This window comes from Flavobacterium sp. Leaf82 (genome assembly GCF_001422725.1).
In the GTDB taxonomy this organism is placed as follows: domain Bacteria; phylum Bacteroidota; class Bacteroidia; order Flavobacteriales; family Flavobacteriaceae; genus Flavobacterium.
This window is the reverse complement of sequence record NZ_LMMA01000001.1, coordinates 263,604-275,477: the sequence shown is the minus strand read 5'-3', so window position 1 is coordinate 275,477 and position 11,874 is coordinate 263,604. Positions and strand designations below refer to the sequence as shown.

Annotated in this window: 10 protein-coding genes; 8 read left to right on the top strand and 2 right to left on the bottom strand. The window is 34.1% G+C overall.

Annotated elements, in window-relative coordinates; all coding sequences use genetic code 11:
* The first annotated feature begins 25 nt into the window (after positions 1 to 25).
* Together ASF10_RS01155 and ASF10_RS01150 are read left to right on the top strand one after the other, a co-directional pair.
* Complete coding sequence (locus ASF10_RS01155) at positions 26 to 1,051, top strand: LacI family DNA-binding transcriptional regulator (RefSeq protein ID WP_056244257.1); 1,026 nt, start codon at positions 26 to 28, stop codon at positions 1,049 to 1,051.
* Positions 1,052 to 1,091: 40 nt separating this feature from the next.
* Complete coding sequence (locus ASF10_RS01150) at positions 1,092 to 1,445, top strand: hypothetical protein (RefSeq protein ID WP_056244254.1); 354 nt, start codon at positions 1,092 to 1,094, stop codon at positions 1,443 to 1,445.
* A 14-nt stretch (positions 1,446 to 1,459) separates the two neighbouring features.
* On the opposite strand, the gene ASF10_RS01145 is transcribed toward ASF10_RS01150, so the two are convergent.
* Positions 1,460 to 2,047, bottom strand: coding sequence for a hypothetical protein (locus tag ASF10_RS01145; RefSeq protein WP_056244249.1), 588 nt, complete (start codon positions 2,045 to 2,047; stop codon positions 1,460 to 1,462).
* 35 nt (positions 2,048 to 2,082) lie between these two features.
* The gene (locus ASF10_RS01140) at positions 2,083 to 2,634 is read right to left on the bottom strand and encodes a hypothetical protein (protein ID WP_056245529.1); all 552 of its coding nucleotides are present in this window, start codon (positions 2,632 to 2,634) and stop codon (positions 2,083 to 2,085) included.
* Between the two features lie 116 nt (positions 2,635 to 2,750).
* Here ASF10_RS01140 and ASF10_RS01135 point away from each other — a divergent pair, with 116 nt between their 5' ends.
* The 6 genes from ASF10_RS01135 (at position 2,751) to ASF10_RS01110 (ending at position 11,821) form a co-directional block, all read left to right on the top strand.
* Positions 2,751 to 5,525, top strand: coding sequence for a 2-oxoglutarate dehydrogenase E1 component (locus tag ASF10_RS01135; protein ID WP_056244245.1), 2,775 nt, complete (start codon positions 2,751 to 2,753; stop codon positions 5,523 to 5,525).
* 80 nt (positions 5,526 to 5,605) lie between these two features.
* Entirely contained in the window at positions 5,606 to 6,850 is a 1,245-nt protein-coding gene (odhB, locus tag ASF10_RS01130; RefSeq protein ID WP_056244241.1) for a 2-oxoglutarate dehydrogenase complex dihydrolipoyllysine-residue succinyltransferase, read from the top strand.
* Positions 6,851 to 7,066: 216 nt separating this feature from the next.
* The gene (locus ASF10_RS01125; protein ID WP_056244238.1) at positions 7,067 to 9,550 is read left to right on the top strand and encodes a TonB-dependent receptor; all 2,484 of its coding nucleotides are present in this window, start codon (positions 7,067 to 7,069) and stop codon (positions 9,548 to 9,550) included.
* A gap of 63 nt (positions 9,551 to 9,613) precedes the next feature.
* Positions 9,614 to 9,946 (top strand): hypothetical protein, encoded by a 333-nt coding sequence (locus tag ASF10_RS01120; protein WP_056244233.1) that lies wholly within the window; start codon positions 9,614 to 9,616, stop codon positions 9,944 to 9,946.
* An 18-nt stretch (positions 9,947 to 9,964) separates the two neighbouring features.
* A complete protein-coding gene (locus ASF10_RS01115; RefSeq protein WP_056244230.1) occupies positions 9,965 to 10,267 on the top strand; it encodes a hypothetical protein in 303 nt (100 codons plus the stop codon).
* Between the two features lie 3 nt (positions 10,268 to 10,270).
* Positions 10,271 to 11,821 carry a PepSY-associated TM helix domain-containing protein gene (locus ASF10_RS01110; protein WP_056244226.1) on the top strand — a complete coding sequence of 517 codons (1,551 nt, stop codon included), beginning with the start codon at positions 10,271 to 10,273 and terminating at the stop codon, positions 11,819 to 11,821.
* Positions 11,822 to 11,874 lie beyond the last annotated feature (53 nt).

Sequence of the window (11,874 nt, the reverse complement as noted above, 5' to 3'; positions counted from 1 at the left end):
AGTTTATTTTTAGTACTTTTATTTCATGAATGACACAAAATTAATAGATATAGCCTCGGCATTAGGAATTTCGGTTACAACGGTTTCAAAAGCGTTAAAAGGATATACTGATATTAGTAAGTCTACACGCGCCAGAGTTCTGGAAATGGCAGAAACAATGAATTACATCCCTAATTCTGTTGCCGTTAACCTTAGAACCAATGAAACCAAAACAATTGGCGTTATTATTCCCGCCACCGTTCATCACTTTTTTTCGAGTGTCTTAAATGGTATTCTGGATGAAGCCGAAAAAAGAGGATATCTGGTCATTATTCTACAATCTAACGAAAAATATGAATTAGAGAAAAAGCAGCTTGCTTTATTAATTCAAAAACGTGTTGACGGGGTTTTAATGTCACTCTCAAATGAAACTGATGATTTCACTCATATTAATGATGCCATCCGAAAAAATACTCCTGTTGTTCTCTTTGATAAAATTGCAAAAAGAGTTGATTGTTCTAAAGTTGTTATTAACGATGCAAAAGCGGCTTTTGATGCTGTTTCGTACCTTATTAATAAAGGATATAAAAAAATTTCGCATTTTAGAGGTTCCTATGTTCCGCAAAATTCAATTGATCGCTTTTTAGGATATAAAAGAGCGCTGGAAGCACACGGAATTGAGTACGATTCGAAATTGGTTTACGTTTGTGATAACAATACTGATTTTGAAGATGGTTACGAAAATGCCCAAAAAATAATGACCGAAAATCCGGATATCGACGCCATTTTTGCGATTACTGATTTGGTCGCTATCGGGATTATTAAATACTTTAATGAAGCCGGAATAAAAACTCCTGAACAAGTTGCTGTTTTTGGATTCAGCAATTGGTTTATGAGTACGGTAATTTCACCAAAACTAACAACAATTGACCAACCGGGATTCGAAATGGGACATCAGGCAGTTTCGCTTTTAATTGATGAAATTGTAGACATAAAAGAGCATCGACCGGTAACGCATCAAATTATTGAACTTCCTACAAGAATCATTGAAAGAGAATCGACAGTTAAATGATTTTTTAGTTTTAACTTTGCGTCAATCTTAAAAAGCATCAATGTTTCCGATTCCTGAAAATACCGATATTTTATTGGCTGATGCCGAAAGTGGAAATCTATATTTAAGTCTGATTGAGCAAATCAATAAAGACTTTAATCTCGCCAATGAAGGAATTGATTTTCCTTTGAGTATTTCTCCCGAAGAATTAAAAATCCAGCTTCACGAAAAAATTTACAGAATGATTCAGTACAAATTTGCTGAATATCTTAATCTGCTTTATATTATTGATGTTTCTGAAATTGAAATCAAAAAATTAGACGGATCAGATTTGGTAATTCTTGCTGAACAGGTTTCTTTTTTGGTCTTAAAAAGAGAATGGCAAAAAGTTTGGTTTCGAAATCATTATAAATAGAAGGTTCTGAGTTGCTAAGGCTCTGAGGCTCTAAGTTTTTTATTATTGGCTGGAACTATATTTTGTAATTTTTCTAATTCCGTCCAAAGTCCAAACCCGCTTACATCTAGTTTACTTCCTATTATTTGGAAACGACCACATTTAAAACAAATTTTTGCTATTCCAACTGTTTTTTCTTTCTTCTTAAAAATAAAAATATCACGATATTCAGGAACACAAGCATACGCATTCATTTGCAAAGAATCTTTTTCACTGAATACACTTTCGATCTCCTTTTGTTGCTTAATCGTTAGGTTAGATTTCTTGTAATTATGACTTAGCAAAATTTTCTCAAAATCTTTTTTAGGAATACTATCGGGAAAATATCCCATAAATAAATCTGAAAACTCTTTATTCTTTTTTGATTTTAGATTTTCGAGTTCAAAATCAATTATCTTTTCAAGAGTGTAATCTACGTGATAATGATCGATTTTATCCGAATCAAAGAAAGGTCTCAGCTCTTTTTTTACAACTTTTTTTTCTATTACTTCTACTTTTTTAGAATCATTACAACTCGAAATTATAATAACAATAAGTATAAAAAGATATTTTCTCACTATCATGATTTTAAAAACTTAGAACCTTAGTGTCTTTTTTATCAAAAATATACTCTCACAAAAGGCATAAATCCTGATCCGTAAAGACTTCTGTCAGGATCATATAAAACGTCGTAACGTGCACCAATGGTAACACTTCCGGCTCTGTAACCTGCACCAAGATATAAGGCAGTGTTCCAATAATTATCTGAATAACTTGGTCTGTATGGAGTCGAATTATAATCGGTATTTACGCGAACCTGCTCTAATTCTGCCGAGAGCTGAATTTCCGGAATCGGGTTTACAAGTCCCACTACACTCCCACCATAAACAAAGGAATTGTAATAACTTTTAGACGATAAATAACCAAATTGCAGCCCAACACCTACTGCTACAATTTCGTTTATATTATAGATGGCACTTGGCATTACGGAGATATCTGTATAGCCGGAACCTATTCCTAAACCAAGACCTCCACCAAATTGTACTTTGTCCCAAAAATGATTGCTGTTATCAATTACATAATTTTGTTGTGCAATTGCTGAACTAGAAAATAAGACTGTCAAAATCACAAAAAATAGTTTGCAATCGATTGAAAATTGAATTTTATTCATAGTTGAGTCTATTTTTAACAAATTTTTACGTAAAAGTACGTAAAAAAAAGGTTTAAATAAAGTCGATTGTTGTACTTTTGCCATTCTATTTAACAAAAAGTATATTCACTAATATTATGGATAGGTTTTCATTTTTAAATGCAGCGCATACAGAGTTTTTCGCACAATTATATGATCAGTATTTAGTAAATCCAGATAGCGTTGAGCCAAGCTGGAGAAGTTTTTTTCAAGGTTTTGACTTTGGACAAACGACTTATAATGACGAAAATCCGGTTCAACAGATTGTTGAATATGTGACTAGCGACAACACAGATTACAGTAAAGTTTCAGAAAAACTGCAAAAAGAATTTAACGTTCTAAAATTAATTGATGGATACCGTACTCGCGGACATTTGTTTACAAAAACAAATCCTGTTCGTGACCGCAGAACATCTTCTCCAACTTTAGACATTGAAAATTTTGGATTAACAACTGCTGATCTTTCAACAGTTTTTGATGCTGCTCAGACAATTGGAGTGGGACCATCTACATTACAAGACATTGTAACACGATTACAATCTATTTACTGCCAGCATATTGGCATTGAATATATGTACATCAGAAACCCTGGCGTTGTAAAATGGATTCAGGATAAATTAGCTGTAAATGTTAATCAGCCTAATTTCAATTCTGAAGAAAAGAAAACTATCTTAAACAAATTAAATCAAGCCGTTTCTTTCGAGAACTTTTTACATACTAAATACGTAGGTCAAAAACGTTTTTCATTAGAAGGTGGAGAATCTATTATTCCGGCTTTAGATGCCTTGATCGAACAAGCTGCGGAAAAAGGTGTTGAACAATTCGTAATGGGAATGGCTCACCGCGGTCGTTTGAACGTTTTGGCAAACATCTTTGGTAAATCTACCCAAGATATCTTTGGTGAATTTGACGGTAAAGATTATGATCAGGAATATTTTGACGGTGACGTAAAATACCACTTAGGTCTTACGGCTGACAAAAAAACAAGAACAGGAAAAAATATCAATATCAATTTAGCACCAAACCCTTCTCACTTAGAAACGGTTGGAGCTGTAATTGAAGGAATTACAAGAGCGAAGCAAGATAAATATTATGCTAATGATTTCTCTAAAGTATTACCTATCGCCGTTCACGGAGATGCTGCAATCGCAGGTCAGGGTATCTTGTATGAAATCATCCAGATGGCGCAACTTGACGGTTACAAAACCGGAGGAACAATTCATATCGTAATCAACAATCAGGTTGGTTTTACAACAAACTATTTAGACGCTCGTTCATCTACTTATTGTACAGACGTTGCAAAAGTTACACTTTCGCCAGTATTACACGTAAATGCTGATGATGCTGAAGCTGTTGTACACGCCGTATCTTTTGCATTAGATTACAGAATGCAATTTGGACGTGACGTATTTATCGATTTATTAGGATATAGAAAATACGGTCATAACGAAGGTGATGAACCACGTTTTACACAACCGGTTTTATATAAAATCATCGCAAAACATAAAAATCCAAGAGATATTTATGCAGAGAAATTATTGTCAGACGGCGTAATCGATGCATCTTATGTAAATGCTTTAGAAAAAGAATACAAATCTTTGATGGAGGAGAATTTAGAAGCTTCCCGTAAAAAAGATTTGACTATTATAACTCCATTCATGAAAAACGAATGGGATGGATTTGTTCAGGTAACAGATACTCAAATGCTTGAAAAAGTAAACACTACTTTTGACAAAAAAGGACTGGATTCTATTATCACTACAATTTCAACATTACCTGAAGACAAAAAGTTCATTAATAAAATAACTAAAATTGTTACAGACAGAAAAGCAGGATACGACAATAACACTATCGATTGGGGAACTGCAGAAGCATTAGCTTACGGTTCACTTTTGACTGAGGGATTTGATATTCGTATTTCTGGTCAGGACGTAGAGCGTGGTACATTCTCTCACCGTCATGCTGTTGTTAAAGTGGAAGATTCTGAAGAAGAAGTAATTTTATTGGATTCTATCGAAAACAAAAAAGGAAAATTCGGCGTATTCAATTCACTTTTATCTGAGTACGGAGTTCTTGGTTTTGATTATGGATATGCATTAGCAAATCCAAACGCATTAACAATTTGGGAGGCACAATTTGGAGATTTCTCTAATGGAGCGCAAATCATGATTGACCAATATATTTCATGTGGTGAAGATAAATGGAACAACCAAAATGGTATCGTTTTATTATTACCTCACGGATATGAAGGACAAGGTGCTGAACACTCTTCGGCAAGAATGGAGCGTTACTTACAACTTTGCGCAAGACAAAATATGTATGTTGCAGATTGTACAACGCCAGCCAACTTCTTTCACTTGTTGAGAAGACAAATGAAAACGAATTTCCGTAAACCTTTAATAGTTTTTTCTCCAAAAAGTTTATTGCGTGATCCAAGATGCGTATCTACAGCTGATGAATTAGCTAACGGAAGTTTCCAGGAAACTATTGACGACAATACAGTAGATAAAAAAGCAGTAAAAACATTAGTTTTTGTTACTGGTAAATTCTACTATGATATCGTTGCAGAAAGAGAAAACAACGGAAGAAATGATGTTGCAGTTGTTCGTATTGAGCAATTATTCCCTTTACCAGTTGAGCAATTAAAAGCAATTATCGCACAATATCCAAATGCTGACGATTATGTTTGGGCTCAGGAAGAACCTAAAAATATGGGAGCTTACAGCTTTATGTTAATGAACTTTGATCTTGTAAAATGGAGATTAGCTTCACTAAAAGCTTACGCTGCACCGGCTTCAGGAAGTTACACACGTGCAAAACGTCGTCATGCAGATGCAATTAGAATGGTATTCGATAAAAATTTATTCAGATAAAAAGAATGTTTCAAGTTTAAAGTTTCAGGTTCAAGCTAACAGGAAACTTTAAACCATAAAAACCTTAAACAAAAAATAAGATGATTTTAGAAATGAAAGTCCCATCACCAGGGGAATCAATAAAAGAAGTTGAAATTGCAACTTGGTTAGTAAAAGACGGAGATTATGTAGAAAAAGATCAAGCTATTGCTGAAGTTGATTCAGACAAAGCAACTCTTGAATTACCTGCTGAAATGAGCGGAATTATTACGCTTAAAGCAGAAGAAGGTGATGCAGTTGCTGTAGGAGCTGTAGTTTGTTTAATTGATACAGATGGTGTAAAACCTGCAGGTGATGCTCCGGCTGCACCAGCGGCAGAAGCACCTAAAGCCGAAGCTCCAAAGGCTGAAGTAAAAGCTGAGGCGCCAAAAGCAGCACCAGTACAAGCTCCGGCAGCTACAAGTTATGCAGCAGGAACTCCATCTCCGGCAGCAAGAAAAATATTAGACGAAAAAAATATAGCACCAGCAACTGTTTCAGGAACTGGTAAAGGCGGAAGAATCACTAAAGATGATGCTGTAAATGCAGTGCCTTCTATGGGAACTCCAACTGGAGGAAACCGTGGATCTGAGCGTACAAAATTATCAATGTTGCGTCGTAAAGTAGCAGAGAGATTAGTTGCTGCTAAAAACGAAACTGCTATGTTAACGACTTTCAACGAAGTTAACATGACGCCAATCAACTTGATTCGTAACGAATACAAAGATGCTTTTAAAGCAAAACATGGTGGTCTTGGTTTAGGTTACATGTCTTTCTTTACAAAAGCAGTTACAAGAGCTTTAGAATTATATCCTGATGTTAACTCTATGATGGATGGTGATTATAAAGTAGCTTACGATTTTGCTGATATCTCTATCGCAGTTTCAGGACCAAAAGGTTTAATGGTTCCTGTTGTTCGTAATGCTGAAAACTTATCTTTCCGCGGAATTGAAGCTGAAATTAAAAGATTAGCACTTAGAGCTCGTGACGGTCAAATTACTGTTGACGATATGACTGGTGGAACTTTTACAATTACTAACGGTGGTGTATTTGGAAGTATGTTAAGTACTCCAATTATCAACCCTCCTCAATCAGGAATTTTAGGAATGCACAATATTATTGAGCGTCCAATTGCTGTAAACGGCAAAGTAGAAATTCACCCAATGATGTACGTGGCACTTTCTTATGACCACAGAATTATCGACGGACGTGAGTCTGTTGGTTTCTTAGTTGCTGTAAAAGAAGCATTAGAAAATCCATTGGAATTATTATTAAATGGCGATGCTAAACGTGCTTTAGAATTGTAATTGTAATCCTTTTCAATATAAATAAAAACCCTGTTCATTTAACTGAACAGGGTTTTTTAGTTTAAATAAAATTATACCTGTAAATAATTGTTAATTTTTTAAAGAAATGTGATTTTTACCTTTTATTAAGTATTTTATTTAGAATAAATAAGAATAGCTTGTATAGTTGATAATCAACAACTAAATTTGCGCTATTAAAATCAATTCTAAATAAAAATGAAATATAAATTTACAATTTCTTTTTTGAGCTTTTGTTTCTTTCTATTAACAGCTACAAGTATCTCAGCACAGGAAAAAGCAAGCATCAAAGGTCAAATTAGCTTAAACAATAATCAGGCTGCAGATAATGTTTCGATTATATTAAAAGGAACTAAAATAGGAACTAATACAGACAGTAATGGTTTTTATGAAATTAAAAATCTAAAACCGGGAAGCTACGTTATAAAAGTTTCTGCAGTTGGACATTCATCTAAAGAAAAAAGCGTTTCTCTTAATGCTGGTGATGATATAGTAGAAGACTTCACTATTAGTTCAAATTCTGAGCAATTAGACGAAATTGTAATCAACGGTAATGGAAAAAAGAATCCATTAGCTCGCAAAGAGACACAACAAGTATCAAGATTACCACTTAAAAATCTTGAAAACCCACAAGTTTATACCACTATCACAAGTGAACTTTTAAAAGAACAAGTTGTTACCAATCTTGATGATGCATTAAAAAATGCTCCGGGATTAACACCACTTTGGGCTTCTACAGGACGTGGAGGTGACGGAGCAGGATATTTTTCATTAAGAGGATTTGCTGTTCAGCCAACTATGATCAACGGATTGCCAGGATTAACAAATGGAAGTTTAGATCCTGCAAACATTGATAAAATTGAAGTAATCAAAGGGCCATCAGGAACTTTGTTTGGAAGCAGCTTAATCTCTTACGGAGGTTTAATTAACATTACTACAAAAAAACCATACGATCATTTTGGTGGTGAGGTAAATTATACTGCAGGAAGCAACGGGTTAAACAGAGTTACTGTAGATGTAAACACTCCATTAGACGAAGAACATAAAATCAATTTCCGTGTAAATAGTGCTTACCACACAGAGAACAGTTTTCAAGATGCCGGATTTAAAAAATCATTCTTTTTTGCTCCATCTTTATCTTATCAGGTTAGTGACAAACTTTCGTTTTTCATTAATACCGAATTCATGAACAACAAACAAACCAATGCAACAATGTTGTTTTTAGACAGAGGGACTGCTCTAAGAGTTCACAACATGAATGAATTGGGTTATGACAATAAACGTTCTTACACCAGTAATCAACTTGCTATTGAAACTCCATCTTACAGTCTTCAAGGGCAAATGAATTACAAATTTAATGACCAATGGACTTCTCAAACTGTAGTTTCTAGAGGTTCGTCTTCATCACAAGGATATTATTCTTATTTATATGAAGGTACACGATTTGCACCAACTCAAATAAGTGAAGGAATTGTTTTAGGACGTTCTATGAATTACCAAAACTCTACAACACTTACAACTGATATTCAACAAAATTTCATTGGTGATTTTAAAATCGGAGAAATGAGAAACAGAATTGTTGTTGGTTTGGATTATTTCAACAGAGGTGCAATTGACAATGGTTCTAACTACGTATCAAATGGTAATATTTATATTGGTAACCTGGATGTAGCAACTGTAAATCAATATCTATATCAGATTACTGATCCTGCAAAATACATCACTAATGGTGATAATGGAAACTTAACGAAAGCCGGAACTGACGCTCTTATAGCCGATGCAGGTATAAGTACCAATAAAACAAAACAAGAAGTATATAGTGTTTATGCATCAGACGTAATTAACTTTACTCCTTCTTTATTAGCAATGGCAAGTTTACGTGTTGACCGTTTTATTACAGCGGGCGATTTAAGCACAAACGCAGATGATTTTAATCAAACTGCTTTCTCACCAAAATTTGGATTAGTTTATCAGCCAATTATTGATAAAGTATCTCTTTTTGCTAATTACATGGACGGTTTTGCTAATTCAGCTCCTGTAACAGAAATTTTATCAGACGGAAGTACACGACCAAGAACTTTCAAACCAGAGCATGCTAATCAATTTGAAATTGGAACAAAATTAAACGTATTCAAAGATAAATTATACGCAACATTTAGTTACTATAACATCGAAGTAAAAGATCAGGTTTATGTTGTTTATGGCGCTACAACGCAAACAGCTTTCCAGGATGGAGCACAAAAAAATAAAGGCTTTGAAGCAGAAATCGTTGCAAACCCAATTGACGGATTAAACATTGTTGCTGGTTACAGCTATAATGATGCAGTTTTACTAGCTGGTGATCCAGACTTCGTAGGTCACAGACCAGAAAGCGGAGGACCACAAAACTTAGCCAATCTTTGGGCAAGTTATAAATTCCTGGAAGGAGATTTACAAGGTTTTGGTTTAGGTTTTGGAGGAAATTATGCCAGCAAAAACAAAATCATGAACCGTACAATTGTTGGACAATTTACAATTCCGGAATATACAGTGCTTAATTCTTCTGTATTCTACGGAACAGAAAAATACACATTGACATTAAAATTAGACAACATTGGTAATGTTGATACTTATGATGGTTGGTCTACAATTCATCCAAGAAACATGAGAACTGTTGCGGCAAGTTTCTCGTACAGATTCTAATAAAAAATCATAAAAACACCTTTCCTTTTAACCGGAAAGGTGTTTTTTAAATTCTATGCAATTATGATAACAATAGCAAGCCTTATCGTTTTTTTAGCATTTTATACGCTTTATTACACTTCAAAAAGAGCCACTTTATCTTATGATTTAGGTTTTGAAAAATGGATGAAAAGCAATCCAAAACCAACAAAATTTTTAGGTTTAGGACTTCTTTTACTAGCTTATTCTCTTTGGCTTTTTACACAATCATTATGCTGTGGCACATTAATGTTTTTTATTCAGCTAATGACAATTGGAAGTTTAATTATCATTTTAACTCCACTAAAAAAAATAAGCCGATTCGCTATTGCCGGACTTTTTATTATTGTCGCTTTACTGGAATTCTATTACAACTAACTTATTTCTAACCAAAATATGCCAGCAAATCCTAAATATCTAACACAATCAAAATGGCAACGATTTGCCAAAATTACAGCTGCTATAATAGGCGGCTATTTTGTTTCAGTCACTTTTCATTTGGCTTTGGCATCCTGGCTCAACCGTGCTAATATTTTGATGACAATGGCTTTTACCGGATTTATTCTTTGGGTAGCACTTATGGTACTTGCTTTTTTAGCAAAAAGCGGATGGAAAATTTGGGGTATTTATATCCTGCTTACTTTAGTTTTTTCTCTTTTTATTTATCTGGGTCAAACCTATAATCCGATAGCAAAATAACTCATGAATAACCGTCATTATAACATCTATTTTCATACACATACTGTAAGCGGAATCGTGATCAGTGTGGTGCTTTTTGTGATTTTTTTCGCAGGGTCTTTTTCTTTTTTCAGAGACGAAATTATCAATTGGGAAAGAAATGAATCTACAGCCATTACCAGAGAAATTCAATTAGACTATAATACAACTTTAAACAAACTTGACAAAGAATATGTTTTACACGGAAGAAATATAACCATATCCAAACCAAGCAACGAACGAAGAGTTGCCGTTTATATGGAAGGTACCAAAGACACTTTGGCTCCAGCAAAACAAAAAGAGGGAACATTCTTTTATCTTGATACAAAAACCTTTAAAACATTCACTTACGAAGAATCTTATTCATTAGGTGAATTTTTATACAGATTACATTTCCTGGCACAAATACCTTATCCGGTTGGTTATTATCTTTCCGGTTTTGTTGCCTTGTTTTTCTTATTTGCAATTGTGACCGGGGTTTTATTACATTGGAAAAAAATTGTTTCTAACTTTTACATTTTTCGACCTAAGGAAAAATTAAAAACGTTGTGGACAGATGCACATACGGCATTAGGAATGATTGGTCTTCCTTTTCAGTTTGTTTATGCTGTAACAGGAGCTTTTTTTATGATCAAACTTCTTATTGTTGCACCAGCTGTAATGGCATTGTATCAAGGTGATCAGGATAAATTATACAAAGAACTAGAGTATAAAGATCCGGATTATAAATTCGATAATAAAAAACTGGCAACACCTTTTAATATCGATCAATTGGTTGCAAAAGCAAAAGGCAACTGGAAAGATTTTGAAATCACCCGCGTTTTTATTCAGAATTATGGCGATGCTAATATGCACGTTTTGGTAGAAGGCGAAATGCTAAGCCATAAAAAATTCACCGGAATAGGAAAAGTAGTTTACAGGATCGCTGACGGAAAAGAAATTGCAAGGAAAAATCCTGTTACTCAAAACAACTATTTAGATGGTGTGAAAAATGTTTTATACAGAATACACTTTGGTGATTATGGAGGTTATCCATTAAAAATAGTGAGTTTCGTTTTAGGAATTATCACTTGCTTCGTTATCATTTCGGGCGTAATGATCTGGTTAGTTGCCAGACAAAAAAACAATCTGCCTGAGAAAAAAAGACGTTTTAATGCCGGAGTAGTTCGTATTTATCTGGCAATATGCCTGAGCATGTATCCTATTACGGCGCTTGCATTTATTGCCTCCAAAATATTTTATCCGTTGTCACAAAGCAATCTTTTCCTTGTATATTTTGGAGGATGGCTGATTCTTGCAGTCTTTTTTATCTTTAAAAAGAACGATGCTTTTACCAATAAATTCTGCTTGGTTTCAGGAAGTATTTTTGGATTTTTAATTCCTGTTACAAACGGAATTGTTTCCGGAAATTGGTTCTGGAATTCGTTTATGCAAAACCAGATTCAGGTATTTTTTATTGATGTTTTCTGGATTGTTTTAGCATCTGTATCTCTATATGTTGCTTATTCCTTAAAACCAAAAAAAGCAGTTTTGTAAAAATTACCTTAAATAATTTGCCCTCTATTGATTTAGCATATACTTTTACGCTT

Excerpts from the sequence above, each read along its gene's own strand:
- ASF10_RS01150 (WP_056244254.1), top strand. The coding sequence starts at position 1,092 with ATGTTTCCGATTCCTGAAAATACCGATATTTTATTGGCTGATGCCGAA.
- ASF10_RS01145 (WP_056244249.1), bottom strand. The coding sequence starts at position 2,047 with ATGATAGTGAGAAAATATCTTTTTATACTTATTGTTATTATAATTTCG.
- ASF10_RS01120 (WP_056244233.1), top strand. The coding sequence starts at position 9,614 with ATGATAACAATAGCAAGCCTTATCGTTTTTTTAGCATTTTATACGCTT.
- ASF10_RS01140 (WP_056245529.1), bottom strand. The coding sequence starts at position 2,634 with ATGAATAAAATTCAATTTTCAATCGATTGCAAACTATTTTTTGTGATT.
- ASF10_RS01115 (WP_056244230.1), top strand. The coding sequence starts at position 9,965 with ATGCCAGCAAATCCTAAATATCTAACACAATCAAAATGGCAACGATTT.
- ASF10_RS01125 (WP_056244238.1), top strand. The coding sequence starts at position 7,067 with ATGAAATATAAATTTACAATTTCTTTTTTGAGCTTTTGTTTCTTTCTA.
- odhB (WP_056244241.1), top strand. The coding sequence starts at position 5,606 with ATGATTTTAGAAATGAAAGTCCCATCACCAGGGGAATCAATAAAAGAA.
- ASF10_RS01135 (WP_056244245.1), top strand. The coding sequence starts at position 2,751 with ATGGATAGGTTTTCATTTTTAAATGCAGCGCATACAGAGTTTTTCGCA.
- ASF10_RS01155 (WP_056244257.1), top strand. The coding sequence starts at position 26 with ATGAATGACACAAAATTAATAGATATAGCCTCGGCATTAGGAATTTCG.
- ASF10_RS01110 (WP_056244226.1), top strand. The coding sequence starts at position 10,271 with ATGAATAACCGTCATTATAACATCTATTTTCATACACATACTGTAAGC.